23 protein-coding genes are annotated in these 26,655 nt (G+C 70.8%); 15 read left to right on the top strand and 8 right to left on the bottom strand.

What is annotated here, in order from left to right; translation table 11 throughout:
* Window positions 1-327: 327 nt before the first annotated feature.
* The 3 genes from ACFYNP_RS27130 to ACFYNP_RS27120 are packed head-to-tail and all read left to right on the top strand — an operon-like array spanning window position 328 to window position 2,444.
* Complete coding sequence (locus tag ACFYNP_RS27130; RefSeq protein WP_388411890.1) at window positions 328-870, top strand: UTRA domain-containing protein; 543 nt, start codon at window positions 328-330, stop codon at window positions 868-870.
* Window positions 867-1,655: a GntR family transcriptional regulator gene (locus tag ACFYNP_RS27125; RefSeq protein ID WP_388788944.1), complete on the top strand. Its 789-nt coding sequence runs from the start codon at window positions 867-869 to the stop codon at window positions 1,653-1,655. The genes ACFYNP_RS27130 and ACFYNP_RS27125 overlap by 4 nt, the downstream gene beginning before the upstream one ends.
* A 45-nt stretch (window positions 1,656-1,700) precedes the next feature.
* Window positions 1,701-2,444, top strand: a complete 744-nt coding sequence (locus tag ACFYNP_RS27120) for a hypothetical protein (RefSeq protein ID WP_388411886.1) — start codon at window positions 1,701-1,703, stop codon at window positions 2,442-2,444.
* A gap of 41 nt (window positions 2,445-2,485) precedes the next feature.
* Here ACFYNP_RS27120 and ACFYNP_RS27115 read toward each other — a convergent pair whose 3' ends face one another.
* Entirely contained in the window at window positions 2,486-3,859 is a 1,374-nt protein-coding gene (locus ACFYNP_RS27115; protein WP_388788941.1) for a cation:dicarboxylate symporter family transporter, read from the bottom strand.
* 146 nt (window positions 3,860-4,005) lie between these two features.
* Here ACFYNP_RS27115 and ACFYNP_RS27110 point away from each other — a divergent pair, with 146 nt between their 5' ends.
* The 6 genes from ACFYNP_RS27110 to ACFYNP_RS27085 all read left to right on the top strand — a co-directional run bounded on the left by ACFYNP_RS27110 (window position 4,006) and on the right by ACFYNP_RS27085 (window position 10,408).
* Window positions 4,006-5,604 carry an ATP-binding protein gene (locus ACFYNP_RS27110; RefSeq protein WP_388788938.1) on the top strand — a complete coding sequence of 533 codons (1,599 nt, stop codon included), beginning with the start codon at window positions 4,006-4,008 and terminating at the stop codon, window positions 5,602-5,604.
* Window positions 5,601-6,287 carry a response regulator gene (locus ACFYNP_RS27105; protein ID WP_388411879.1) on the top strand — a complete coding sequence of 229 codons (687 nt, stop codon included), beginning with the start codon at window positions 5,601-5,603 and terminating at the stop codon, window positions 6,285-6,287. The genes ACFYNP_RS27110 and ACFYNP_RS27105 overlap by 4 nt, the downstream gene beginning before the upstream one ends.
* Window positions 6,288-6,407: 120 nt before the next feature.
* Window positions 6,408-7,799, top strand: a complete 1,392-nt coding sequence (locus ACFYNP_RS27100; protein ID WP_388788936.1) for an extracellular solute-binding protein — start codon at window positions 6,408-6,410, stop codon at window positions 7,797-7,799.
* On the top strand, window positions 7,796-8,683 hold the full coding sequence (locus ACFYNP_RS27095; protein WP_388788933.1) for a carbohydrate ABC transporter permease: 888 nt from the start codon (window positions 7,796-7,798) through the stop codon (window positions 8,681-8,683). The genes ACFYNP_RS27100 and ACFYNP_RS27095 overlap by 4 nt, the downstream gene beginning before the upstream one ends.
* 101 nt (window positions 8,684-8,784) lie before the next feature.
* The gene (locus ACFYNP_RS27090) at window positions 8,785-9,609 is read left to right on the top strand and encodes a carbohydrate ABC transporter permease (protein WP_388411873.1); all 825 of its coding nucleotides are present in this window, start codon (window positions 8,785-8,787) and stop codon (window positions 9,607-9,609) included.
* Between the two features lie 124 nt (window positions 9,610-9,733).
* Window positions 9,734-10,408 (top strand): helix-turn-helix domain-containing protein, encoded by a 675-nt coding sequence (locus ACFYNP_RS27085; RefSeq protein ID WP_388411871.1) that lies wholly within the window; start codon window positions 9,734-9,736, stop codon window positions 10,406-10,408.
* A 144-nt stretch (window positions 10,409-10,552) separates the two neighbouring features.
* Here the strand turns inward: ACFYNP_RS27085 and ACFYNP_RS27080 are convergent, their stop codons facing one another.
* Window positions 10,553-11,578 carry an ATP-dependent 6-phosphofructokinase gene (locus tag ACFYNP_RS27080; RefSeq protein ID WP_388411869.1) on the bottom strand — a complete coding sequence of 342 codons (1,026 nt, stop codon included), beginning with the start codon at window positions 11,576-11,578 and terminating at the stop codon, window positions 10,553-10,555.
* 256 nt (window positions 11,579-11,834) lie between these two features.
* On the opposite strand from ACFYNP_RS27080, the gene pta reads away from it, so the two are divergent.
* The 4 genes from pta (at window position 11,835) to ACFYNP_RS27060 (ending at window position 18,311) form a co-directional block, all read left to right on the top strand.
* The gene (gene pta / locus ACFYNP_RS27075) at window positions 11,835-13,922 is read left to right on the top strand and encodes a phosphate acetyltransferase (protein ID WP_388788930.1); all 2,088 of its coding nucleotides are present in this window, start codon (window positions 11,835-11,837) and stop codon (window positions 13,920-13,922) included.
* Window positions 13,919-15,148, top strand: coding sequence for an acetate kinase (locus ACFYNP_RS27070; protein ID WP_388788928.1), 1,230 nt, complete (start codon window positions 13,919-13,921; stop codon window positions 15,146-15,148). The genes pta and ACFYNP_RS27070 overlap by 4 nt, the downstream gene beginning before the upstream one ends.
* A 106-nt stretch (window positions 15,149-15,254) precedes the next feature.
* Window positions 15,255-16,685 carry a pyruvate kinase gene (gene pyk, locus ACFYNP_RS27065; protein WP_388411863.1) on the top strand — a complete coding sequence of 477 codons (1,431 nt, stop codon included), beginning with the start codon at window positions 15,255-15,257 and terminating at the stop codon, window positions 16,683-16,685.
* Window positions 16,686-17,066: 381 nt separating this feature from the next.
* Window positions 17,067-18,311, top strand: coding sequence for a D-alanyl-D-alanine carboxypeptidase family protein (locus ACFYNP_RS27060; protein WP_388411862.1), 1,245 nt, complete (start codon window positions 17,067-17,069; stop codon window positions 18,309-18,311).
* On the opposite strand, the gene ACFYNP_RS27055 is transcribed toward ACFYNP_RS27060, so the two are convergent.
* From ACFYNP_RS27055 to ACFYNP_RS27035, 5 genes are all read right to left on the bottom strand, one after another.
* Window positions 18,290-19,786: a nitronate monooxygenase gene (locus ACFYNP_RS27055; protein WP_388788924.1), complete on the bottom strand. Its 1,497-nt coding sequence runs from the start codon at window positions 19,784-19,786 to the stop codon at window positions 18,290-18,292. The two genes, ACFYNP_RS27060 and ACFYNP_RS27055, sit on opposite strands and share 22 nt — an antisense overlap.
* 257 nt (window positions 19,787-20,043) lie before the next feature.
* Window positions 20,044-21,399: a hypothetical protein gene (locus tag ACFYNP_RS27050; RefSeq protein ID WP_388788921.1), complete on the bottom strand. Its 1,356-nt coding sequence runs from the start codon at window positions 21,397-21,399 to the stop codon at window positions 20,044-20,046.
* Complete coding sequence (locus tag ACFYNP_RS27045; protein ID WP_388788918.1) at window positions 21,389-21,919, bottom strand: DUF6114 domain-containing protein; 531 nt, start codon at window positions 21,917-21,919, stop codon at window positions 21,389-21,391. The genes ACFYNP_RS27050 and ACFYNP_RS27045 overlap by 11 nt, the downstream gene beginning before the upstream one ends.
* A gap of 98 nt (window positions 21,920-22,017) precedes the next feature.
* The gene (locus ACFYNP_RS27040; RefSeq protein ID WP_388788915.1) at window positions 22,018-22,719 is read right to left on the bottom strand and encodes a DUF6230 family protein; all 702 of its coding nucleotides are present in this window, start codon (window positions 22,717-22,719) and stop codon (window positions 22,018-22,020) included.
* 644 nt (window positions 22,720-23,363) lie between these two features.
* On the bottom strand, window positions 23,364-24,335 hold the full coding sequence (locus tag ACFYNP_RS27035) for a tetratricopeptide repeat protein (RefSeq protein WP_388411852.1): 972 nt from the start codon (window positions 24,333-24,335) through the stop codon (window positions 23,364-23,366).
* Between the two features lie 298 nt (window positions 24,336-24,633).
* On the opposite strand from ACFYNP_RS27035, the gene ACFYNP_RS27030 reads away from it, so the two are divergent.
* Both ACFYNP_RS27030 and ACFYNP_RS27025 read left to right on the top strand, forming a co-directional pair.
* Window positions 24,634-25,269 (top strand): TetR/AcrR family transcriptional regulator, encoded by a 636-nt coding sequence (locus ACFYNP_RS27030; RefSeq protein ID WP_388411849.1) that lies wholly within the window; start codon window positions 24,634-24,636, stop codon window positions 25,267-25,269.
* A gap of 154 nt (window positions 25,270-25,423) precedes the next feature.
* Window positions 25,424-25,591, top strand: a complete 168-nt coding sequence (locus ACFYNP_RS27025) for a hypothetical protein (protein ID WP_388411847.1) — start codon at window positions 25,424-25,426, stop codon at window positions 25,589-25,591.
* 55 nt (window positions 25,592-25,646) lie between these two features.
* Here ACFYNP_RS27025 and ACFYNP_RS27020 read toward each other — a convergent pair whose 3' ends face one another.
* The gene (locus tag ACFYNP_RS27020; protein WP_388412370.1) at window positions 25,647-26,645 is read right to left on the bottom strand and encodes a GDP-mannose 4,6-dehydratase; all 999 of its coding nucleotides are present in this window, start codon (window positions 26,643-26,645) and stop codon (window positions 25,647-25,649) included.
* Window positions 26,646-26,655: the final 10 nt, after the last annotated feature.

Genomic DNA, 26,655 nt, shown 5'->3' with positions numbered 1-26,655 from the left:
GTGCCCAGCTGCACGGCCTCCATCCGATCGGCCACCCGAGCCACGTATCCGTGCCCATCGGTGCTGAGGTAGCACGGCTTGCCATCCGCGCTTGCCCAGGGGAGCAGTCTCGCCGCCAAAGCGCCGGGGCTCTCCTCGGACTCGTCCGTCGATCGCTCCTGCTCGGGTTGGGGCACGATGCACCACCACCTTGGTCCGGCGCCGTATGATGACGAGAACGTAGCGCTATTCGCAAAAAGCAGCAAGGTTGAGTCAGGGCGTCACGCCCTGTGTGTCGCTAACGTAGGCAGCGGAACGGTCAGCAGTCAGCATGTGCGGGAGGACTCCATGGGTGTCGGTGAGTGGGTCAGCAGCTCGATGCCGTATCTGGCGCCGCACCGCCAGTCCGCGGCCGATGCCTGGGGTGCCGAGGCGGCGGCCCGGGGCGGCACCGGGCGTCAGCGCATCGTGCGCGCCGGGGAGGTGGCCGCCCCGGCCGAGGTCGCGGCGGCCTTCGCTGGGCCCGAAGGGATGATGGTCGCGGTACGGCGCAGGGTGATGTACCTCGATGAGCTGCCGTGCGAACTGACCGACAGCTACTACCCGTTGGAGATCGCCCGCGGCACCGCTCTCGCCGGCACCGCCAAGATCCGCGGTGGCGCAGTGCGACTGCTTGCCGAGCTCGGGCACACCGGCGTCCGGGTCCGCGAGGACGTCATCGCGGCGCTACCCGACGACGAGGCTCATGAGGTGCTCCGGCTCACTGCCGGCCAGCCCGTCCTGCGGATCGTACGCACCACCCTCGACGCGGACGACCGGCCCTTCCAGGTCGACATGATGACCATGCCCGCCCACCTTCAGCGCCTGCGCTACGAGATCAGGATCGGATGAACAGGGCCGCCTCCGAGCCGGACGCGCACGACTCCCGCTCCCTCCACGAGAGGATCGCGGCCGATCTCCGCGACGACATCATGAGCGGCGAACTGACGCCGGGCGGCGCCCTCCCGTCGACCGTGCGACTCAAGGAGCGCTTCGGCGCGTCGAGCGCGACCGTGCAGAAGGCTCTCCAACTCCTCAAGAGCGAAGGCCTGGTGATCGGGCGCGCCGGGGCGGCGGTCACCGTACGAGAACATCGCCAACGGACGATTCGCCCCGCGCCCTCCCTCATCCCCGCCCGCTCCGGCGGGGCGTACCCCTGGCTGACCGAGATTGCCCAGCACGGCACTCAGGCCGCTTCGCGCCTGTTGGAGGTCGCGGAAGTGGTTCCGCCGCCGGATGTGCGCGCAGCCCTGGGCCTGCCCGCCGACGGCACGGCGATACTGCGCCGCCAACTGCTCACCGTCGACGACGAGCCCGCCGAACTCGTCTCCTCCTATTACCCCTTGGAGATCGCGGCAGGTACCCCGCTGGCCGAGCGACGCCGCATCAAGGGCGGCAGCCCGACGTTGCTCATCGAACTGGGCCACCCAGCCCGCCTCAGCGTCGACCGGGTCTCGGCCCGGATGCCCACGCAACAGCAGTGCCGCACCCTCCGGCTGCCCGGCAATCTCCCCGTGCTCCGCACCCTGCGCATCGTGTACGGCGACAACGAGCGTGCTGTCGAGGTCGGCGTGCTGGTCAAGGCGGGGCATCTGTACGAGGTGCAGTACGAGTACGCGCCCGAGCCGAACGGATGACCCCCGGTTCGCCCCCGCCCCAGCCGGGGCGGCAGCATGGCACCCGTGACGCACGTACCGCACGACGAGTCCGGGCACGACCCGGCGCACGGACCCGGGCAGGGCACACCGCACCATCCCGCGCACCCGCCGGTGCCCGCCTGGCAGCGGGCCACCCGGGGGGAGTCGCGGTGGGCCTCCGCGGTGGCCGTGCTCGTCGCCGTCGCCCTGCAATGGACACTGCCCGAGCGGCTGACCATTCACCCGGGGTGGCTGCTGCCCGCGCTGGAGGTCGCGCTCATCGCCGCGCTCATCGCGGCCAACCCCTTGCGCATCGAGCGGGCCTCGCGGCTGTACCGGGTCGCGGGGCTCGTACTCATCGCCTGCATCAGCGCGGCCAACGGCTGGTCGGCGGTGCGGCTCGTGGTCGGGCTCGTGCGGGGGCAGGAGGGCCACGACGCCGCCGCCCTGCTGGTGACGGGCGGCGGCATCTGGCTGACCAATGTGATCGTGTTCGCGCTCTGGTACTGGGAGTGGGACCGGGGCGGTCCGGTCGCCCGGATGCGGGCGACCCGGATCTACCCCGACTTCCTGTTCCCGCAGATGCAGAGCCCCGAACTGGCCCCGCCCCACTGGGAACCGGCCTTCCCGGACTACCTGTATCTCTCGTTCACCAACGCCACCGCGTTCAGCCCGACCGATGTGATGCCGCTGAACCGGTGGGCGAAGATGCTGATGATGGTGCAGTCGGCCGTTTCCCTGCTGACCGTCGTGCTCGTGGTGGCCCGCGCGGTCAACATCCTCAACTAGGCATCCTTGAGCGGTTATTGGGCATCCGCGATCAGTCTTCCTCAGTTGGGCACCGGTGAACTGGCCGTGGGGGAAGCCGGCTTCGGGTCCTCGCGCTGTTCCGGAACCTCGGGTTCGCCCGCCGTCAGCATCCGCTCGTCGAAGGGCAGGCGGCCCGCGAGGACCTCCGCGACCCTGGCCTTGTCGATCTCCTTGGTCCAGGTGCCGACCAGGACACAGGCCACCGCGTTGCCCGCGAAGTTGGTCAGCGCCCGCGCCTCGCTCATGAAGCGGTCGATGCCGACGATCAGGCCGACGCCGTCGACCAGTTCGGGGCGGTGGGACTGGAGGCCGCCGGCCAGGGTGGCCAGGCCCGCGCCCGTCACGCCGGCCGCGCCCTTCGAGGCGATGATCATGAAGAGCAGCAGCGAGATCTGCTCGCTCGCGCCCAGCGGCTTGCCCATCGCGTTCGCGATGAACAGCGAGGACATCGTCAGATAGATCGCGGTGCCGTCGAGGTTGAACGAGTACCCGGTCGGCACCGTGATGCCGGCCACCGAGCGGCTCACGCCCAAGTGCTCCATCTTCGCGATGAGCCGCGGCAGCGCGGACTCGGACGAGGACGTGGACAGGATCAGCAGGAACTCCCTGGCCAGGTACTTCAGGAGGCCGAAGATGTTCACGCCGGTCATCAGCTTCAGGATCGCGCCGAGCACCACGAACACGAAGAGGGCGCAGGTGACGTAGAAGCCGATCATGATGACGGCGAGGGCCTTCAGCGCGTCCACACCGGTCTCCCCGACCACCCCGGCGATCGCGCCGAACGCACCGATGGGCGCCACCCACATCACCATCGCCAGGATGCGGAAGACGAGCCGCTGGATGTGCTCGATGCCGCGCAGCACCGGCTGTCCGGCCGAGCCGAGCGCCTGGAGCGCGAAGCCGGCGAGCAGGGCGATCAGGAGGGTCTGGAGGACCTGGCCCTCGGTGAAGGCGGACACCATCGTCCTGGGGATGATCGAGAGCAGGAAGTCGGCGGTCGACTCGCTGGCCCCGGCGGCCTGCTTGGCCCCGGCGTGCCGGGCGGCCTCCGTCAGATGGAGGCCGGAGCCGGGCTCCAGGATGTTGCCGACGACCAGGCCGATGGCGAGGGCCACGGTCGACATGACGAGGAAGTAGCCGAGCGCGAGGCCGCCCACGGCACCGACCTTGGCGGCCTTGCGCACCGAGCCGACGCCGAGCACGATCGTGCAGAAGATGATGGGCGAGATCATCATCTTGATCAGGTTCACGAACCCGGTGCCGATCGGCTTCAGCTCGACGGCGACCCCGGGCGCCGCGAAGCCCACGACGATGCCGAGGATCACCGCGCCGATCACGGCCAGGTAGAGGTAGTGGGTCCGTTCCCGGCGGGCGGGGGCGGCTGGCTCTGCCACGGGATTCTCCTTCGTTGCGGCTCCGTTGCGGCTGCGGCCATGTCCCGATGGCCCTTCAGCGATCCCCGCGACTATCCAGCAGACTGTGACGCCGGTCACCCTTACGTGCATTTCGTTCATGCGGATCCAGCCAGCACACTGACCGGATGCGTCTCCCCCGACCCCGTTCGCTCGCCGGCCAGCTCTTCGCCATGCAGGTGGTCCTGGTCGCCGCGATCGTGGCGGGGTGCGCGCTCTTCTCGTACCTGGCCGACCGCCGCCAGGCCGAGGAGACCGCGCGCCGGCAGGCGGTCGCGACCGCGACCTCGGTCGCCGCCTCGCCCTCGGTGATCGAGGCGGCCCGCACCAAGGACCCCACGGCCGCCCTCCAGCCGTACGCACAGACCCTGGTCACCACGACCGGCGTCGACTTCGTCGTCGTGATGGCGCCGGACGGCACCCGCTGGACGCATCCCGTGCCGGGCGAGATCGGCCGGACCTACCTCGGCGACACCGCCCCCGCGCTGCGCGGCGAGACGTTCACCGAGACGCACATGGGCGTGCTCGGCCCGTCCGTACGGGTCGTGACGCCGGTGCGCGACCCCGATGATCATGGCCGGATCACCGCGCTCGTCAGCGCGGGCATCACCATCGACCGCATCAGCGAGCAGGTGCGCAAGCAACTGGTGGCGCTGGCCGGCATGGCGGGCGGCGCGCTCGCGCTCGGCGGCCTCGGCACGTACGTGATCAACGCGCGGCTGCGGCGGCACACGCACGGCATGAACGCGGCCGAGCTCAGCCGCATGCACGACTACCACCAGGCCACCCTGCACGCCGTGCGCGAGGGGCTCCTGATGCTGGACGGGCGGCGGCGGATCGCGCTGATCAACGACGGCGGGCGCGAGCTGCTCGGGCTCGGCGAGGACGCGGTGGGCCGCCCGGTCGCCGAACTGGGCCTGCCCGCCGCCCTCGCCGGGGCGCTGCTGGCCTCCGAACCGCGCGTGGACGAGGTGCACATGACGGCCGACCGGATCGTGGTCCTGAACACCCGGCCGGTCTCCTCCGGCGGGCAGCGCGGCACCGTGGTGACCCTGCGCGACCACACCGAACTCCAGGCGCTGTCGGGCGAGTTGGACTCCGAGCGCGGTTTCACCCAGGCGCTGCGGGCGCAGGCGCACGAGGCCGCGAACCGGCTGCACACCGTGGTCTCGCTGATCGAGCTGGACCGCGTCGAGGACGCCGTCGAGTTCGCGACCGCCGAGCTGGAGCTGGCCCAGGCACTCACCGATCAGGTGGTCACCGCGGTCGGCGAACCGGTGCTGGCCGCACTGCTCCTCGGCAAGGCGGCGCAGGCCAACGAGCACGGCGTGGAGCTGGTCCTCACCGAGGGCAGCGCGATCGGGGACGGCCTCCTGCCGGACTCGCTGCCCGCCCGCGACCTGGTGACCGTCCTCGGCAACCTCCTGGACAACGCGGTGGACGCGGCACAGGGCAGCGCCGCCGCCGAGGTCGCCGTCACGCTCACCACCGAGGACGGCTCCCTCGTGGTGCGGGTCGCGGACAGCGGGCCCGGCGTCGACCCGGCCGCCGCCGAGGCCGTGTTCGAGCGGGGGTGGTCGACGAAGAGCCCGGGGCGCGGCCTCGGCCTCGCCCTGGTGCGGCTCACCGCGGCCCGGCACGGCGGCACCATCGCACTCGACCAAAGTCCTTACGGCGGAGCCGAGTTCACCGTGCGGCTGCCCATACAGCAGGGAGTACGCGCATGATCCGGGTCCTGGTCGTCGAGGACGATCCCGTCGCCGCCGAGGCACACCGGCTCTATGTGGGCCGGGTCCCCGGCTTCACCCCGGTCGCGGTCGCGCACTCCCGGGCCGAGGCGCTGCGCGCGCTGGAGCGGACCGAGGTGGACCTGCTGCTGCTCGACCTGTATCTGCCGGACGGGCACGGCCTCCAGCTCGTACGGTCGCTGCGGGCGGCCGGGCACGGCGCCGATGTGGTGGCGGTGACCTCGGCGCGGGACCTGACGATGGTGCGCGAGGGCGTCTCGCTCGGGGTCGTGCAGTACGTCCTGAAGCCGTTCACGTTCCCGACCCTGCGCGACCGGCTCGTGCGGTACGCCGAGTTCCGGGCGGCGGCCGGGGAGGCGAGCGGGCAGGAGGAGGTCGACCGGGCGCTGGCCGCGCTGCGCGCCCCGCAGCCCTCCGCGCTCCCCAAGGGGCTGAGCGCGCCCACGCTCCAGGCGGTCACCCGCACGTTGCGCGAGGCGCCGCAAGGCGTGACCGCGACGGAGGCGGGCCTCGCGGTCGGCATCTCGCGGATCACCGCACGCCGCTATCTGGAACATCTGGTCACCACCGGCCGCGCCGAGCGCACGCCCCAGTACGGCCAGATCGGCCGGCCCGAGTTGCAGTACCGCTGGCTCAACTCCACGCGCCCGCACGGTGGTTGACAAGGTTGTCAGCCAGGGTGGGCGCGGGGTTGACCTTGTCCGCGGGCGCCCTTACGTTCACCGGGCAGCCAAGTGCGGCCGTGGCCATGGCCGCACGCCCGGCCCGAGGAGGTCGTGCCCGTGCGCCCCACCGCCCCCGCCGCAGCCCCCGTGTCCCGCCCGCGCCGAGCGGCCCGGGGACACCGGCTCTCCCTGATCCTCGCCGCCGCCCTCGCCGCCGGAGCGCTCGCCGGCTGCGGCGGCTCCGGCAGCGACGCCGACACCGTGAAGATCGCGTACAACCGCTCCACCGACAACAAGATCCGCTTCAAGGACGCATTCCTGGAGGACGTCAAGAAGCAGTTCGAGCAGGCCCATCCCGGCAAGAAGGCCGAGCTCGTGCCGATCCAGGCCGCCGACAACGACTACGCGGCCAAGGTGCAGCAGATGATGCGCTCCCCGAAGACCGCCCCGGACCTGGTGTACGAGGACACGTTCCGCATCAACGCCGACATCGGGGCGGGCTATCTGCGCCCGCTGGACGACTATCTCGCCGGCTGGGACCAGTGGAGCCACTTCGTCGACACCGCGAAGGCGGCGGCGAAGGCCGAGGACGGCAGGACCTACGGGGTGCCGGACGGCACCGACACCCGGGGCCTGTGGTTCAACAAGCAGATCTTCGCGAAGGCGGGCCTGCCCGCGAACTGGCAGCCGAGGAACTGGGCGGAGCTCCTGGACGCCGCCCGCACGGTCAAGGAGAAGGTGCCCGGCGTCATCCCGCTCAACGTGTACACGGGCAAGGCGGGCGGCGAGGCATCCGCCATGCAGGGCCTGGAGATGCTCCTGTACGGGACCGGCGCGAACCCGCTGTACGACCCGGCGGCCAAGAAGTGGGTCTCGGGCACCCAGGGCTTCAAGGACGCCCTCGACTTCGTACGGACGGTGTACGCGGAGAAGCTCGGGCCCGATCCCTCCGACGCCCTCGACCCCAATGTGGGCACGCACCTGGCCACCGACTGGATGCCGAACGGCAAGCTGGCCATCGCCCTCGACGGCTCCTGGCTCGGCCAGAACTGGATCGACAAGGGACCCAAGGAGTGGCCCGCCTGGTCGACCACGCTGGGCCAGGCGGCGATGCCGACCCAGTACGGCCAGGCGCCGGGCAAGGTGTCGATGTCGGGCGGCTGGACCTGGGCGATCCCCGCGAAGGCGGCCAATCCCGCCCTCGCCTTCGACTTCGTCAAGACCCTGCAGACGACGCGGAACGCGGTGAAGTGGGACGTGGCGGACGCCCAGATCGCGGTCCGCACGGACGTCGCCGCCGATCCCACGTATCTGCACTCCATGCCCGGCATCACCTTCTTCACCGGCCTCGTCCCCCACACCCACTACCGGCCCGCGCTCCCGGTGTATCCGCAGGTGTCGACGGCGATCGGCGAGGCGATGGAGTCGGTCACGACCGGCGGCTCGGCGGCCGCTGCCGCGAAGACCTACGACGACCAGCTCAAGTCCATCGTCCAGGGGGCGAGTTGAGCGCCTTCGCACCGGCGCGGGGCGGACCGCGGGCCCGTGTGGTGCGCTGGCTGCCGATCGCTCCCGCGACCCTGCTCCTGCTGCTCTTCCTCGCCGGGCCGATCGGCTACTGCATCTACATCGCCTTCACCGACATGCAGTTGACCGGATCGTCGACGGTCGATTTCGTCGGCCTCGCCAACTTCCGGCGGGCGTTCGCCGACCCGGCGTTCCGCAACGCCGTCTGGCTCACCCTCGTCTTCACCGTCCTGTCCTCGCTGGTCGGCCAGAACACGCTCGGCCTGGCGCTCGCGGCCCTGATGCGGCGGGCCTCGCGCCCGGTGCGGACGGCGACGGGGGCGCTGGTGATCACGGCCTGGGTGCTGCCGGAGATCGTGGCGGCCTTCCTGCTCTACGCCTTCTTCCGGCGCGAGGGAACGCTGAACGCGGTCCTCGCATGGCTCCATCTGCCCACCCAGAACTGGCTGTTCACGCTGCCGATCCTCGCGGTGTCCTTCGCCAACGTGTGGCGCGGGACCGCGTTCTCGATGCTGATCTACTCGGCCGCGCTCGCCGAGATCCCGCGCGACATCGAGGAGGCGGCGGAGGTCGACGGGGCGGGCGGGGTGCGCCGGTTCTGGCACATCACCCTGCCGATGATCCGCCGCTCCATCGGCACCAACCTGATGCTCAACACCCTCCAGACGCTGTCGGTCTTCGGCCTCATCTGGGCGATGACCCGGGGCGGGCCGGGCGACCGCAGCCGGACGCTGCCGGTGTTCATGTACGACCAGGCGTTCCTGAAGAGCCTGATCGGCTACGGCACGGCGGTGGCCCTGCTGCTGCTCCTGGTCGGCTCGCTGTTCTCGGTGGTCTATCTGCGGCTGATGAAGGTGGACGCGTGACGGCCCGCGAGGGACGCGGGCCGGCCACCCGTGCCAGCGGGCCGGCCGCTGGTGGCCGCGGACCGGCGACCCGTGGCCGCGGGCCGGGCCGCACGGGGCGGGTGCGCCGCCGTGCCCGGCAGCGGCTCGCCGCCGACCTGGCCCTGCTGGCGGTGGCGGCCGCCTTCGCGGTGCCGCTGCTGTGGCTGCTGCTCGCCTCCGTCGACACCCAGGCCGATCTGCGGGTACGCGTCCCCGGCTCGGTGACACCGGACAACTTCTCGGCCGTCCTGACCCCCGACATCACGTTCACACCCATGCTCAACAGCCTTGTCCTGTGCGGGAGTTCGACGCTTCTCACGGTGGTGTGCGCGGCGCTCGCGGCCTACCCGCTCTCGCGCTACCGCTCCCGGCTGACCCGCCCGTACCTGCTCACGGTCCTGTTCACGACGTGCCTGCCGATCACGGCGGTGATGGTTCCGGTGTACGGGCTCTTCGTGCAGGTGAACCTCGTCGACACGACGTACGGCACCGCCCTGTTCCTCGCCACCTCCCAACTCCCGTTCGCCATCTGGCTGATGAAGAACTTCATGGACGGTGTGCCGCTCGCCCTGGAGGAGGCGGCCTGGACGGACGGGGCGTCCATGCCGCAGACCCTGGTGCGGGTGGTGCTGCCGCTGATGGGGCCGGGAGTGACGGTGGTGACGGTCTACACCTTCATCATGCTGTGGGGGAACTTCTTCGTCCCCTTCATGCTGCTGCTCTCCCCCGACCGGTTGCCCGCCTCGGTCTCGATCTTCACGTTCTTCGGGAACTACGGCTCGGTGGTCTACGGCCAGCTCGCCGCCTTCTCGATCCTGTACTCCACGCCGGTGCTGCTGCTGTACGTCCTGATCGCACGGCGGCTCGGCGGAGGTTTCGCCCTGGCCGGCGGCGTGAAGGGTTAGCGTGGGCGAGCACACGCTTACCGAACCCTTAGGTAACACGGACGCCACCAAAACCGTACTTTCCTCCAATTCACCTTCTTTGGTGGAACACACCGTAGGCAGATGTCACTTACCGTCCTACGGTGTGCGCGTGCACCCCACCCCACCCTTCAATGCCCTCGCGGCCCGCCGACTGCGAGAGGCCCTGGGCATGGCCCCCGGCCACGTCGCCTACGGCATGCGCGCCCAGTACGGCCTGCTGGTGTCACCGGACACCGTGATGGCGTGGGAGCGGGGGCTCGCGGCGCCCGAGGCACGGGAGCTGACCGCACTCGCCGGTGTCCTGTGGTGCTCCCCCGGCGATCTCATGGCGGCCGCCTCCACCCTGCGCGAGCACCGCCTCGCCCGCGGCCTGACCCTGGAGGACATGGCCCGCCGGGTCGGGCTCGACGTCGGGGCGTACCGGCGGATGGAGGACGCGGGGCGCTGGCGCGGCAACGAACGCCAGTCGGCGGCGCTGGCCGATCTGCTCCAGCTGTCGCTGCGCGACTACGTGACGGCCACCGGCCAGAACGAGGACCTGGCCGAGCTGCTGCGCGGCGCGGTGACGACGCGCTGGCAGGCGTACGTCAAGCCGACGGCGAAGCTGCTCCCGCTCTCCAAGCAGCATGTGGAGGGGGTGCTCGACCAGCTCCACAGCGAGTACCAGTCGCACATGGTCGCCACGTTGAACTGGGGCGCGGACAACGACACCGGGGACGCGGGGCGGGACTTCCTCGACCGCATCGTCGACCGGTTCTGGGAGCTGGCTCACGGGTAGCTCCACCGGCGGGGCCGGATTTGTCCGCGGGTTCGCCGCGGCTGGTCGCCGCCCACGCGGCGGAGCCGCACAGAAGTGCCGGCCCCGCGCCTCTTCCGGGACCTTCGGCCCCCGGAAAAGGGGGCCACGGTCCCGCTTCGTCCGCTAGAAAACCGACTCGGCCTCGTACATGCGGCTGTCCGGGACCGTCTTCAGGGTCGTCACCGCGTGGGCCAGCGGGGCCATCACGATGTCGGTGCCGCGCAGTGCCGTCATGTTGCCGAACTCGCCGCGGTGCACGGCCTCCACCGCGTGCCAGCCGAAGCGGGTCGCCAGGACGCGGTCGTAGGCGGTCGGGACGCCGCCGCGCTGGACGTGGCCGAGGATGACCGGGCGGGCCTCCTTGCCCAGGCGGCGCTCCAGTTCGACGGCGAGCCGGTTGCCGATGCCGGCGAAGCGCTCGTGGCCGTACTGGTCGATCGCGCCCTTCTCGTACGGCATCGAGCCGTCGGCGGGGTGCGCGCCCTCGGCGACGCAGACGACCGCGAACTTCTTGCCGCGCGCGAAGCGCTCCTCGACCATCTTGACCAGGTCGTCGACCTGGAAGGGCCGCTCGGGCAGGCAGATGCCGTGGGCGCCGCCGGCCATGCCGGACTCCAGGGCGATCCAGCCCGCGTGCCGTCCCATGACCTCGACGACCATCACGCGCTGGTGCGACTCGGCGGTCGTCTTGAGCCGGTCGATGGCCTCGGTGGCGACGCCGACCGCGGTGTCGAAGCCGAAGGTGCGGTCGGTGGCGGAGATGTCGTTGTCGATGGTCTTGGGTACGCCGACCACGGGCATGCCCGCGTCGGACAGCATGCGGGCCGCGGTGAGCGTGCCCTCGCCGCCGATCGGGATGAGCGCGTCGATGCCGTAGCGCCTGGTCAACTCGGCGCAGTTCTCGGACGCTTCGCGCAGCCGGTCGCGCTCCAGGCGGGCCGAGCCGAGGATGGTGCCGCCGCGGGCCAGGATGCCGCTCACCGCGTTGAGGTCGAGCGGGCGGAAGTGGCCGTCGAGCAGGCCCTTGAACCCGTCCTCGAATCCGATGACTTCATCGCCGTGACCGACCACGGCTCGGTGCACGACCGACCGGATCACTGCGTTCAGGCCGGGGCAGTCGCCGCCTGCGGTGAGAACTCCGATGCGCATCGTGGTCAATCTCCTGCTTCGCTGGTGCTGGGAGGTCACGCCCTAATCCCCCGTAACGTGAGCAATTCAGATTGTCCCACGCACCCTGGGCCACCCGCCCGTCCTGCTACTCCGACCATCATGGGGGGCGGGTCTTCCGACCCTTCCGCCGGGCCTTTCGTCCGGCGGGCGTCCTATCCATTGGCAGAGGTATTGTCAAGGGGGCAAGACCGCCCTATATGGACAATTTCCTGCGATGCAGAACGGGAGAGCACGCGTGACGCGCAGCGTGTACGTGACCGGGATCGACCGGGGAGACGGCCGCCAGGTCATCGAGCTGGGAGTCATGGAGCTCCTGACCCGCCAGGTGGACCGGGTGGGCGTCTTCCGCCCCCTGGTGCACGACGGACCGGACCGCCTGTTCGATCTGCTCCGCGCCCGCTACCGGCTGGCGCAGGACGCCGCCACGGTGTACGGGATGGACTACCACGAGGCGTCCGCGCTCCAGGCGGAGCAGGGTACCGACGAACTGGTCTCACGGCTCGTCGACCGCTTCCACCGGGTCGCCCGCGACTACGAGGTCGTCCTGGTCCTCGGCACCGACTTCGCCGACACCCAGCTCCCCGACGAGCTGGCGCTCAACGCCCGGCTCGCCAACGAGTTCGGCGCCTCGGTGATACCCGTGGTCGGCGGCAAGGGCCAGATCGCCGAGTCCGTACGGGCCGAGGCGCGCAACGCCTACCGGGCCTACGACGGGCTCGGCTGCGATGTGCTGGCCATGGTGGTCAACCGGGTCGCCCCGGCCGACCGGCACGAGATCGAGGAGCGCCTGGCGGCCCGGCTGCCCGTGCCCTGCTACGTCCTGCCGGACGAGCCCGCGCTCTCGGCGCCCACGGTCGCGCAGATCACCGCGGCCCTGGACGGCACGGTGCTGCTCGGCGACGACGCGGGGCTCGCGCGCGACGCCCTCGACTTCGTCTTCGGCGGCGCCATGCTGCCGAACTTCCTGAACGCGCTGACCCCGGGCTGTCTGGTCGTGACCCCGGGCGACCGCGCGGACCTGGTCGTCGGCTCGCTCGCCGCGCACAGCGCCGGCACCCCGCCGATCGCGGGCGTGCTGCTCACCCTCGACGAGCGGCCGGGCGAGGCGATCCTGACCCTGGCCGACCGGCTCGCGCCGGGCACCCCCGTGGTCGCGGTCAGCCACGGCTCCTTCCCCACCGCGCAGGAACTCTTCGCCCTGGAAGGGAAGTTGAACGCGGCGACCCCCCGCAAGGCGGAGACCGCGCTCGGCCTCTTCGAGCGGCACGTGGACACCGCCGACCTGCTGCGCCGGGTCTCGGTGGCCCGCAGCGGCCGGGTCACCCCGATGATGTTCGAGCACGTGCTCCTGGAGCAGGCCCGCGCCCACCGGCGCCGGGTCGTGCTGCCCGAGGGCAGCGAGGACCGGGTGCTGCGCGCGGCCGACGTGCTGCTGCGCCGGAACGTGTGCGAGCTGACACTGCTCGGAGACGTGGAGGCCATCCGCAAGAAGGCCGCCGACCTCGGCATCGACGTCACCAAGTGCCAGATCATCGACCCGGCGACCTCCGAGCTGCGCCAGCCGTTCGCCGAGCGCTACGCGCAGCTGCGCGCCCACAAGGGCGTGACCGTGGAGCTGGCGTACGACGTGGTCGCGGACGTGAACTACTTCGGCACGCTGATGGTCCAGGAGGGCCTGGCCGACGGCATGGTGTCGGGCTCGGTGCACTCCACCGCGGCCACCATCCGCCCCGCCTTCGAGATCATCAAGACGAAGCCGGAGGCCTCGATCGTCTCCTCGGTCTTCTTCATGTGCCTCGCCGACAAGGTGCTCGTGTACGGCGACTGCGCGGTCAACCCGGACCCCGACGCCGAGCAGCTCGCGGACATCGCGGTGCAGGCCGCCGCCACCGCGCAGCAGTTCGGCGTGGACCCGCGGATCGCGATGCTCTCGTACTCGACGGGCACCTCCGGTTCGGGCGCGGACGTCGACAAGGTGCGCGAGGCCACCAAGCTGGTGCGGGCGGCGCGGCCCGACCTGAGGATCGAGGGCCCGATCCAGTACGACGCGGCCGTGGAGCCCTCGGTGGCGGCGACCAAGCTGCCGGACTCGGAGGTCGCCGGACAGGCGACCGTGCTGATCTTCCCGGACCTCAACACCGGCAACAACACCTACAAGGCCGTGCAGCGCTCGGCCGGCGCCGTGGCCGTGGGCCCGGTGCTCCAGGGTCTGCGCAAGCCGGTCAACGACCTCTCGCGCGGCGCCCTCGTCCAGGACATCGTCAACACCGTCGCCATCACGGCCATCCAGGCCCAGGCGCAGGGGCAGGAGGCCTCCGCATGACCACCGCCAACCAGGGCACCCGCGTCCTCGTGCTCAACTCCGGGTCCTCGTCGGTGAAGTACCAGCTCCTCGACATGCGCGACGCCTCACGCCTGGCCGTGGGCCTGGTCGAGCGGATCGGCGAGGAGACCTCCCGGCTCAAGCACACCCCGCTGGTCACCGGCGGCGAGGCCCGTGAGCAGAACGGCCCGATCGCCGACCACGCGGCCGCGCTCAAGGCGGTCGCGGCGGAGCTCGCGGTGGACGGACTCGGCCTGGATTCCCCCGAGTTGGCGGCCATCGGCCACCGGGTGGTGCACGGCGGGCTCAAGTTCAGCGCGCCGACCGTGATCACCGACGAGGTGCTCGCGGAGATCGAGCGCCTGGTGCCGGTCGCCCCGCTGCACAACCCGGCGAACATCACCGGCATCCTCACCGCCCGGGCGCTGCGCCCCGATCTGCCGCAGGTCGCGGTGTTCGACACCGCGTTCCACACGACGATGCCGGAGTCCGCGGCCCGGTACGCGATCGACGTGGCGACGGCCGACGCGCACCGCATCCGGCGCTACGGCTTCCACGGCACCTCGCACGCGTACGTGTCGCGCGAGACGGCACGGCTGCTCGGCAAGGCGCCCGAGGACGTCAACGTGATCGTGCTGCACCTGGGCAACGGCGCCTCCGCCTCGGCGGTCCGCGGCGGCCGGTGCGTGGACACCTCGATGGGGCTCACGCCCCTGGAGGGCCTGGTCATGGGCACCCGGTCCGGTGACATCGACCCGGCGGTCACCTTCCATCTCAAGCGGGTCGCGGGAATGTCGGCGGACGACATCGACGCGCTGCTCAACAAGAAGAGCGGTCTGGTGGGCCTGTGCGGCGACAATGACATGCGGGAGATCCGTCGCCGCTGCGACGAGGGCGACGAGAAGGCACAACTCGCCTTCGACATCTACATTCACCGTCTGAAGAAGTACATCGGCGCCTATTACGCCGTGCTCGGCAAGGTTGACGCGATCGCGTTCACGGCGGGTGTCGGCGAGAACGCCGCCCCCGTCCGCGAGGCCGCGATCGCGGGTCTTGAGGAGCTGGGCCTCGCGGTGGACGGCGAGCTCAACGCCGTACGGGCCGACACGGCGCGGCTGATCTCGCCGGAGTACGCCAGGGTCGCGGTGGCCGTGGTACCGACGGACGAGGAGCTGGAAATCGCCTCGCAGACGTATGCGCTGGTGACACCGGGGGCGAATTCCTGACCGAATTTCCGGTTTGCCTGGACGACACCTGAGCGTCATCCCGCCCATTTGTACATTCCACCAGACGGAATATTCCGTAGCGAAACAAACCGATAGGATCCGCCTTATGCGCCGTTCCAAAATCGTCTGCACCCTGGGCCCCGCCGTCGACTCTCACGAGCAGCTTGTCGCTCTGATCGAGGCCGGCATGAGCGTGGCCCGCTTCAACTTCAGCCACGGCTCCCAGGCCGAGCACCAGGCCCGGTACGACCGGGTCCGCAAGGCCGCCGAGGAGACGGGCCGCGCGGTGGGCGTGCTCGCCGACCTCCAGGGCCCCAAGATCCGCCTCGCCAAGTTCGCCGAGGGCCCGGTCGAGCTGGTCCGGGGTGACGAGTTCACCATCACCGCCGAGGACGTCCCCGGCGACAAGTCGATCTGCGGCACCACGTACAAGGGGCTGCCGGGCGACGTCGCCAAGGGCGACCCGATCCTGATCAACGACGGCAACGTCGAGCTCAAGGTCGTCTCGGTGGACGGCCCCCGGGTGAAGACCATGGTCATCGAGGGCGGTGTCATCTCCGACCACAAGGGCATCAACCTGCCCGGCGCGGCGGTGAACGTCCCGGCGCTGTCCGAGAAGGACATCGAGGACCTGCGGTTCGCCCTGAACATGGGCTGCGACCTGGTCGCGCTCTCCTTCGTCCGGGACGCCGACGACGTCAAGGACGTCCACAAGGTCATGGACGAGGTCGGCCGCCGCGTGCCGGTCATCGCCAAGGTCGAGAAGCCGCAGGCGGTCGCCAACATGGAGGGCGTCGTTGCCGCCTTCGACGGTGTCATGGTGGCCCGTGGCGACCTCGCGGTCGAGTACCCGCTGGAGAAGGTCCCGATGGTGCAGAAGCGCCTCGTGGAGCTGTGCCGCCGCAACGCCAAGCCGGTGATCGTCGCGACCCAGATGATGGAGTCGATGATCACCAACTCGCGGCCGACGCGCGCCGAGGCGTCCGACGTCGCCAACGCCATCCTGGACGGCGCGGACGCGGTCATGCTCTCCGCCGAGTCCTCGGTGGGCGCGTACCCGATCGAGACGGTCAAGACGATGTCGAAGATCGTCGAGGCGGCCGAGGAGGAGCTCCTGTCCAAGGGCCTCCAGCCGCTGGTGCCGGGCAAGAAGCCGCGTACGCAGGGTGGTTCGGTGGCCCGTGCCGCCTGCGAGATCGCGGACTTCCTCGACGGCAAGGCGCTCGTCGCCTTCACCCAGTCCGGCGACACGGCCCGGCGCCTCTCGCGCTACCGCACGTGCCAGCCGATCCTCGCGTTCACCACGGACCCGAGCACCCGCAACCAGCTCGCGCTGAGCTGGGGCGTCGAGACGTACGTCGTCCCGCACGTGGACTCCACGGACGCGATGGTCGACCTGGTCGACGCCGAGCTGCTCAAGCTCAACCGCTACAACGAGGGCGACACCATGGTCATCACGGCCGGTTCGCCTCCCGGCATCCCCGGCACCACGAACATGGTCCGGGTGCACCAGCTCGGCGGCTCCGAGCAGCGGTAGCCCTCGGCTCCACCGCTTCGGAGGGCGGCATCCCGTCGTGGACGGGTGCCGCCCTCCGGCGTGCCGTCGGGTGCGCGCAGGCGCGGGCTTCGATACCTGTGCTTCCGACGTGCACATGCTTACGGCATCCATGCGCTTCCGACGTGTACGCGCTGGTGCCGCACGGCGCTTCGGTGCGCCGACGCGTGGTTCGTACGCCCTCCGGGGGGGGCGGGCCACAGCTGTGTCCGGGGCGGCCGGGAGGCGTGCGACGCGGCCGGTGTCCTGAGGTGTCCCATGGCGGACGGGCTGCGGCGCTTGGCCGTTCCATGAACAAGACGTGGCAAATTCCACGGTCGGACGGCTCAGAACCGTGACACCTCCTGAGGTACGTTCGCGTGCATGCGTCCTCCCATATCGCCGCAGGTCCGACGCGCACTCGTGGCGCTCACCGCCACCGCGGTCACCGCCGCCACCGCCGTCGCCCCGGCCGTCGCGAGCGGTCATCCCGCGAAGCCGGTCAAGGCGGTGAAGTCGGCGACGCCGGGGGCGCCCGGCGGCGAGCCGAAGAAGGAGCCGCCGGCGAACATGTCGGAACTGGGCGGCGCGCAGTTGGGCCGGGCGGGCGATCAAGTCGGCCCGGGCGCACCGGCGTTGCCGCCGGGACTGTCCGCGCTGTCCTGGGTGGTGGCGGACGCCGACACCGGCCAGGTGCTCGGCGCGCGGAACGCGCACTGGCCGCTCCCCCCGGCCAGCACCCTGAAGATGCTCTTCGCCGACACCGTGCTGCCCGGGGTGCCGCACGACGCGAGCCGCAAGGTCAGCGACGAGGACCTCAAGGGCATGGGCGACGGCAGCAGCGCGGTGGGCATCGTGCCCGGCCAGACGTACCAGGCGCCCGATCTGTGGCGCGGCGTCTTCCTGCGCTCGGGCAACGACGCGGTGCACGTCCTCGCGGCGATGAACGGCGGCGTCCCCAAGACGGTCGCCGACATGCAGAGGAAGGCGGAGGCACTCGGCGCCAAGGACACCCACGTCCTGAGCCCGGACGGCTATGACGCCCCCGGCCAGGTGTCGTCCGCGTACGACCTGGCGCTGTTCCTGCGCTCCGGTCTGAAGAACCAGGACTTCAAGACGTACTGCGGTACGGCGTCGGCCGACTTCCCCGGCGGCCCCAACACCAAGGGGAAGCCCTTCGGGATCTCCAACACCAACCGCATGCTGTCCGGCATCGACGGGGTGGCCAAGTACCCCGGCCTGATCGGCGGCAAGAACGGCTACACCACGAACGCCGGCAACACCCTGGCCGAGGCCGCCCAGCGCGATGGACACACCCTCGTGGTGACGGTGATGAACCCGCAGGAGAACAAGCACGACAAGGTGTACACCGAGATGCGCCAGCTCCTGGACTGGGGCTTCGCTGCGGCCGGCAGGGCCAAGCCGGTCGGCACCCTCGACCCGAAGCCGCCGGCCACCGGACTCCAGGCCTCCACCTCCGGGACGGCGGCCGGCTCGGCGGACTCCTCCGGGATCGGCGCGCTCGGCTGGACCGGGATCGGTGCCGCCGTGGTCGTGGCGGCCGGCGCGGGCGTACTGGTCGTGACCCGGCGCAAGCGGAGCAGTCCTCAGACCGACACGGTGGGCTGAGCGGGGACCACTGCCCCGGCCGTCGGGACCTCGGCCGCCCGGACCCCGGTCATCCAGTCGATGACCTCGGCGGCCGTGTAGGGACGGCCGTCCGGGCTGATGGCGTCGAGGAAGCCGAGGTCCTGCCCGATGGTCACGACGGGCGGCTCGACCGTGCCGCCGGGCCGGCGCTGGCCGAGCCCCACCGTCGCGAGCAGCCCGTTGCACAGACACACCCGCCCGGCGGTGTCCACGGCTTCGCCGCCCTTGCGCACGTACGCGGCGATCGGCTCGGCGGCGCAGCGGTAGACGAGGGCGCCACTCGCGGAGCGGGCGGGGGTGCGCAGGTAGCCGAGGTCGCACACGGGCCGGCGGGCCGCGCGTACGGCCTCCTCGGACAGGGTGCCGGGGAGTTCGGCGACCTTGAACGGGAAGGCGGTCGGCGAGGCCCGGGGATCGTTGCGCACCCGCAGGGTCCCGGCGCGGGCCCGCGTCCTCAGCTCCGCACGCAGATCGTCCCGCAGCCCCGACTCCTCGCAGAGCGCGAACACGCTCCCGAGCTGCACCCCGACGGCCCCCAACGCCCGTGCGGCGGCGAGCCGTTCGGGATGGGCGGCGCCACCCGCCAGCCAGAACGGGATGCCGAGGGCAGCCACCTTGGCGAGGTCCGGGTGGTCCCGGGGCCCGTAGACGGGCTCCCCCGCCCCGTCCAGCACGAGCTTCCCGCGCGGCGGCGCGCTGTGCCCGCCGGCCCGGTGCGTCTCGATGACGAATCCGTCGGGGCGGGTGGCGGGATCGCGCACGAGGTACGAGGCGAGCACGGGCAGCGAGACGATGGCGAGCACGTCGGGACGCCTCAAGGACGGTGCGCCGGCCGGGAGTTGTCCCATGAGAGCCTGTCCCGGATCGAACGTATACGGAAGCGGCTCGTCGTCCCCCTCCACGTCGATCAGGGTGGTCACGGGCTCGGCGTGGGCGAGCCGGGAGGCCAGGGCGGGAATCTGCCCGGGAATCCCGGCGCCGACCAGGACATGATCGACGCCCGCGAGGATCGCGCCGAACAGGGCGGGCGCGGTGGCCAGCTGGATCTTCGCGAGGTAGTTGACCCCGACGGGCCCGTCGTGGCCCTCCTTGGCGAGCCACACCTCGGCGAAATTGCCGAGCACGGTGAGCAGTTCGGCACTCTCGCCCCGGTCCACCCGCAGCCGCGCCATGGCCCGCATCCGCTCCCCCGGCGCGACCCCGCCCTCGACGAAGTACCGGTCGAGCACGTACGCGGCGGCCTCCTGCACGGGGAAGGCGGCGAGGGCCCGCCGCATGTGCCCACCGGGGTCACCGAGCTGGAGCCGCCGCGCCAGCACCGCGTCGAGCGCGGTCCCGGACACCACCCCGAGCTGCCCCCGCTCCGCCACGGCCCGGGCGAGCTGCCATCCGGACACGGCGACGCCCATGCCGCCCTGGATGATCTGGGGCTGGGCTCGGCGGAGTGTCGCCATCGGCGTGGTCCATTCGTCGGGGCGCGCGAGGACGCCCGGGCCGCACAACCTACGGAACCGTAGGTTGCTGCTCCGAGTCTCGGCCAGAGCGCCCCGGCGTGACCCCGCCGAAGGTCCCCACTTGGGGTGCCGTCAGCCCCGGGCGCACGGGGAATTGGGCCCGGCGCCGAACGGGACCCGGGCGTGGCCGTGGCCCGCACCCCCGGAGGGAGATGCGGGCCACGACTCAACTGCGGCTCCCGGATGGGCACTTTGGGTTACGTCGTCGGGTTGCCGTTCGTGATGTAGTTGTGCAGGCCGGGGACGGTCAGGGTGCCGCCGAACTGGCCGGCCTGACGGACCGTCACATTGGTGAAGAAGACGGCCGGGATGTTCAGCGGAGGCGGGGTGGCCGGGCTGAAGGTGATCGGGATCAGGCCGAGGAGATTGCCTTTCAGCTCCTCCGTGTACATCGTCACGGTGCCGTTGGTGATGGTCGAGGTCGAGCCGGAGCGCGCCACGACGTGGGCGGTCGTGGGCTTGCCGTTCACCTCGGGCCCGTACACCTGCTGGTCCAGGTTGTCGATGCTCACGGACGAGGCCGTGAACTTGAGGACCTTCTTCGTCGTGTCGCCCGCCTTGACCTCGACGATGCCCTCGTAGTTCAGGCCCAACAGGGTGAGCTTCGAGCTCTTGAGGATCCATGGCTGCGTGGGCAGTACCGGGACGCCGCCGTCCAGCTTGGCCGCCGCGAGCGCCTTCGGGTCGGCGGTCGGGCACGGGAAGGGGGGCTTGGCGCCATCGGGGATGGCCGCGTCTTTCTTGGGGTCCAACCCCTTGGCCGAGTCCGGGAGTTCGGAGACTTTCTGGCCCGCCTCCTCGGCCGCCTTCTTGATCTCCTCCGCCGTCTTGTCCAGCGCGCCGGCGCCCGGCTTCGCCGCGGGAGCGGTCGGCTTGGCCGACTTCGTCGACGGCTTCGCCGAGGACTTGGGCGTGGCCGTGCTCGCCGACGGCTTCGGCGCGGGCGGCGTCGAGTCGCTCGGCTTGGGCGTCGGAGTCGGCGTGTCGTGAATGCCGAACAGGTCCTTGAGCGCGTCGCCCAGACCCAGCGGGTCCAGCGGGTTCTTCGTCTTGGCAGCCGGCGGCGTCGCGGGCGCGGACTTGCCCGCCGGCGGCTGGGCCGTGGACGGCTTGCCCGAGGGCTGGGTCGCGGGCTTCAGGAGCTTGTCCACGGCGTCCCCGGCCGAACCGGAGGCGGTGGGCGTGGGCGTCTTGGAGTCGGCGGCCTTGTCGTCCGGCTTCTTGTCCGCCGACGCCGACGCCGACGGGCTCGGCGACGCCTTGCCGGACGCGCTGCTCGACGGGCTCGGCGAGCCCGAGGGACTGTCGGAGCGGGTCACACACGGGCCGGGAGCGAACGGAATGTCCGTCTTCTCGTCGGCCATCGCGAGCTTGGGCGTGAGGCTCATTCCGACCAGCACGGCCGTGGGCATGGCGGCGAGTGCCATCGCCTTGCCCGCGGGCATGTGCCACTTGGTCAGCAGTGACTTCCTCGGGGCCGCGTGCCGCGGCCCCTTTCTTCCCCGCGGGTCGCCGCCTCCGGTCGAGTCCAGCTGCGTCTCGTCACCCCGCACTGTTCCTCCCGCCGTTGGCGTCAACTGTCGTTTCGGTGGCGGCGGTTGCCGACGGCTCCGACTCGCCCTCCGGCGCGGGACCGGCGGGCGTGACGTCCGTCGACTCCGTCTGCTTGTCCCCTCGTCGCGGCTTGGCCGGCACCCAGGCACAGGCGAGCGCGCCGCCGAAGAGGGCGAGCAGGAAGCCGATGACGAAGCCGCCGATGTTGGCGATGGGGATGGAGATCAGCGCCAGCAGAATCGCCGCGATGCCCGCGAACGTCCGCACCACGCTGTGGAACCACATGGTGAGGCCGAGCGTGACCAACAGGACGCCAATGATGAGCGAACCCGCACCAGCCGTCGTGGACATCGCCAGCGTGACGTTGCCGAGGTGCATGTTGGCGTACGGGAAGTACATGATGGGCACGCCGCCGGCCATGGTGAAGAGCCCGGCCCAGAAAGGCCGCTGCCCCCTCCACGCCCGGAACCGAAGCCGCCAGTATCGGAAGTCGCGGGAACCCGTGGTCTCGGCGCTCATGGAAACAGCTCCCTGGTACCGCAATTGCTGTGAGAAAGATGGAGAGGTTCCAGCGGCCGCCGAACTCCGAAGCGGTCAGCGGCCACTGGACGGAGTGCTTACTGGTTGCGCCACTCCGTGGCCCAGGGCTGGCACTCGTTCTTCTTCGGATCCTTGTCCACGGCCAGACTGAGCTTGAGACCGGGAAGCTTGAAGGACCCGGCCGTGGTGGCCCACGCCCGCTGCTCCACGTCGCTCAGCACCGCCTTGTCGGCGCGCTGGGCGAAGCCGTACTGCGAACCGGCCGGGATGTTCCCGTCCTTGTCCCGCTGCATCTGCGTGACGAGGTTGCCGTCCTTGTCCCTCTTGCCCTCGCCCGCCGCGACACCGATGTCGATGTGGGTGAACTGGGCGTTGGTCGAGAGCTCGGAAACATCCAGGTAGATGTTGTCCGCCTCGATCTGCTGCTGGCCGCCGGCCTTCAGCTTCATCGTCACGTAGCCGAGGCTGAACGGCAGCGGCTGCACGACCGACTGACACATCTTGTCGATCCCGGCGTGACTGAAGCCCGAAACCACGACAGGGTTGTTCTGGTCCTCGCCCTTGAGCGACTTACCCGACGCGACGCTTCCGTACTGCAACAGATTGTCGCCGTCCAGCTTCTGCGCCGTCACCTTGAAGTCGACACCCGACACACTGAACGACGCCGCGAGCGCGCCCTGCGCCAGGCCGACGCCGATCGCGGCCGTCGCGGCCACGCTCGGCACCATGACCAGAGCGAACCGCTTCCATCTGGTCCCGCCACGTACTTGGGACTCCATGACTTTCCTCCTTCTCGGACGTACATCTCCGGGACGGACCCTCAAGGGCTGTCACGGGATGGGAGAAGTGCTACGTCCTCGGGAAGGGGAGCGCACGGGAGGTCGACCGCGTACGACTCGCGCACTTCGTCCGACACCGGCGATCACCCCCGAGCGACAACCACTGGCCACGCGTTCGCGCAACCTCTGGACAGGCCCTGCCGGAGAGCAGAGACCCCCCTGTCCACGGCCGGTGCCACTGTCACCGGCCGGCCCGGTGGGGACCCAAGTGGGCGGCAGCGCCGAGTGGCTGTCGGGCTGGTGCGTTATTGGACCGAGCGTGGCCGATCGTGGTCCATTCGGGGCCGTGGCACAAGGGGGTTCGTTACTAGCCAGTAACGGCCTGATAACCGAGGCGCGACCGGCGGGTATCGACCGGGCACGCAGGGTGCCGTCGAGGTGCCGGACAGAAGGTGAAATCGCCGCAGAAAAGCGGACGTAAGATGCGGCTCAACTTACTGGAAGTAACAGCGGCCGCGTTTACCAAGTTTTGGTAAAACGCGGCCGCCTCTTGTCTCTCTGTCGCCAAATCGTCCGCCGCGTATCGCGTTTCAGGACTCACTCGGTGACAGGTTCATGAACGTCCGAGGACGTTCAGAGGTGGGTCAGAAGAGCACCCTCGCCAGCGCGGTTCGGGCCGCCGAGACGCGCGGGTCGTCCCCGCCGATCACGTCGAAGAGCTCCAGGAGTCGGACCCGGGCGGCATCCCGGTCGTCACCGAACGTGCGCCGAACGGTCTCGACGAGCCGCCCGAAGGCGTCCTCGACATGACCGCCGACCAGATCGAGGTCGGCCGCGGCGATCTGGGCCGCCACGTCGGACGGCTTGTCGGCGGCGTCCTTGCGGACCTGGACGGGGTCGAGCGACTGGACGCGCTGGAGCAGTTCGGCCTGCGCCAGGCCCAGCTTGGCCTCGGGGTTGCCCGGGTCGTCGCTCAGCACGTTCCTGTACGCCTGGACCGCACCGGCCAGATCGCCCGAGTCGAGGGCGACGACGGCCGCTTCGAGCAGGGCGTCGTAGGGGCCCACCGGGGCCGGCGCCTCGGCCGCGGGGGCGGCTGCCGCGTCCGGGTCGACCGCGATGCCGGTCAGGCCGAAGCGCTCCTCGGCCACCTGCACCAGCTGGTCCAGGGTCTCGCGGATCTGCGCCTCCGGAGCCGCGCCCTGGAACAGGGGCAGCGCCTGGCCGGCGACGACCGCGAAGACAGCCGGGATCCCCTGGATTCCGAACTGCTGCATCAGCATCTGGTTCGCGTCGACGTCGATCTTGGCAAGGAGGAAACGGCCGTTGTACTCGACGGCGAGGCGTTCGAGCAGCGGGCCCAACTGCTTGCAGGGCTCGCACCACTCGGCCCAGAAGTCGATGACGACGGGCACCTCGGCGGAGCGGGTCAGTACGTCGCGCTCGAAAGAGGCCTCGTCGACATCGATGACGAGGGCGGACGGCGCGACCGCCGGGACCCCGCCCTGCCGGGCGGCCTCGGCTCGCGCCTGCTCCGCCTTGCTCTTGGCCTCACCGGCCGCCTTCACCGCGGCGAGGTCGACGACGCCGCTCATGGACATGTTCCTAGGCTGCATGCGTACATCCTCCCCCTTCCGCGACGGTGCGTGGTGATCCGGTGGCAGGATCCGGGTCCGCCCGACGCCTCCCGCCGGATTGCGAGACATCGAAGCGCCCGGATCGAGCCAGGCGTAACTTTTCTTGTGGCGCCCGGGTCCCCACCCGGTGCCCTCACATGTGGTTGTCGCGGAAGGCCGCTCAAAGGCTTTCGCTACGAGCCGTAGCGTAACTGGTGCGGGCCCTCGCGCGCAGGGTGATCTCGCGCACACCGCACGCCCCCTGGCGCGATTGCTACCGGCCGGTATGGTCGCCGTCATGCCTTCTTCATCCCGCGCCGCGAGCCCGTCCTGTACGGGTCGTACGGGCCGCCCCCGCAGCCCCGAGGCCGATGCCGCGATCCTGCTGGCGACCCGGGAGGCGCTGGTGGACCTGGGCTGGTCGAAGCTGACGATGGGGGACGTGGCGACCCGGGCCGGTGTCGCCAAGACGACGCTCTACCGACGGTGGGCGGGCAAGAACGAACTCGTCGTGGACGCGGTCGCGGTCCTCTTCGACGAGCTCGAACTCCCGGACCTGGGCAGCCTGATGGCCGATGTGGAGGGCGTGGTCCTCCAGTTCGCGGCGTTGCTCGAACGGCCCGAGACGAAGACCGCCCTGATGGCGGTGGTGGCCGAATCCACCCGGGACGACGCACTGCGCGGGCGGATCCGCTCGGCCATCGTCGACCGTCAGAAGCGGCTGGTCCTGGTCGGCCGCGAGCGCGCCCAGGCCCGGGGCGAACTCCCCTACGAGCCCGACCCCACGGCCTCCGCCCGCCACACCGACCTCATCTTCGACGTGGTGGCCGGCGCGGTCGTGCACCGGGCGCTGGTCAGCGCGGAACCGGTGGACGAGGAGTGGGCCCGCGACTTCACCCTGCTGATCTGCACGGGGCTCGCCGCGACGGCCTGACGCCGTATCGGAGAGTGGCCCGGATCAGCCGGTGGCCGGGATCAGCGGGTGGCCCCGGCATCAGCCGGTGGCCCGGTCGGCGGGTGGCCCCGGTGTGGCCGGACCGTGATCCTCCCGGTTCCGCGATGTGCCCCCGGCCTGCCACGCTCGCGGGATGGGACAGACACCGGGGTGGCCCGACGAACCCGACGGGGTGCATCAGGAGGGCAAGCCGGGCAACGAGGTCGACTGCTGCCTGGCCTCCTGCTGCCTCCTCGTCATCGGCGCCCTAGCCCTCGTGTGGTGGACGCTCGCGCACACGGACCATCTGTTCACGTTCTGAGGGCCCAGCCCCGATAGCAGCTCGGACCTGCCGACGGCTCAGCCCTGCCGGCGGCTCAGACCTGATAGCGGCCCGGCGCGAACAGGGCGAGGTTCTCCTCCACCCACGCCGAGGTCCGCTTCAGGCCTTCCTCCAGGGTGACTTCCGGGCTCCAGCCCGCCCACTCGCGGGCCCGGGTGTTGTCCGAGAGCAGTCGCTCCACCTCGCTGCCCGAGGGCCGCAGGCGGGCCGGGTCGACCACGACGGAGGCCTCTCGGCCGGACGCGGCGATCAGGGCCTCGGCGAGGTCCCCGATCGCTATCTCGCGGCCCGTGCCGAGGTTCACCGTATGGCCGAGCGCCCGGTCGCACTCGGCGACCGCGAGGAAGCCCCGCGCGGTGTCGGTCACGTAGGTGAAGTCGCGCGTCGGGGTCACCGAGCCCAGCTTGATCTCCCGTACGCCCGCGTGCAGTTGGGCCAGGATCGTGGGAATCACGGCGCGGGCCGACTGGCGCGGGCCGTAGGTGTTGAAGGGGCGCACCACGGTGACCGGGAGCTCGAAGGCGTGCCAGTGGGAGAGCGCCATCATGTCGGCGCCGATCTTGGAGGCGGAGTACGGAGACTGCGGCTGGAGCGGGTGCTCCTCGCTGATCGGCGCGGTCAGGGCGGTCCCGTACACCTCGCTGGTGGAGGTGTGGACGAGACGGCGGACGGAGTGGCGCCGGCAGGCCTCGGCGATGTTCTCGGTGCCGACCACGTTCGTCTGGACGTAGGCGCCCGGGGAGTCGTAGCTGTACGGGATGCCGATGAGGGCGGCGAGGTGGAAGACGGTGTCGCAGCCGGCCACCGCGTCCGAGACCCGGCCCGCGTCGCGGACGTCCCCGGCGATCATCTCCACCGCGGGGTGGTTCATCAGATGGGCCAGGAAGCCCTTCTCCGCGTACGGCTTGTAGTGCACGAACGCCCTGACGTTCGCGCCGAGTTCGACCAGCAGGTCGACGAGGGTGGAGCCGATGAAGCCCTCGGCGCCGGTGACGAGGACGGTGCGGTCGTGCCATGCGGTGGCGGTGTTCATGCCGACGGTG

It is taken from the genome of Streptomyces sp. NPDC006691 (assembly GCF_042869955.1).
Lineage (GTDB): Bacteria > Actinomycetota > Actinomycetes > Streptomycetales > Streptomycetaceae > Streptomyces.
This window is presented reverse-complemented; position numbering and strand designations above follow the sequence as displayed.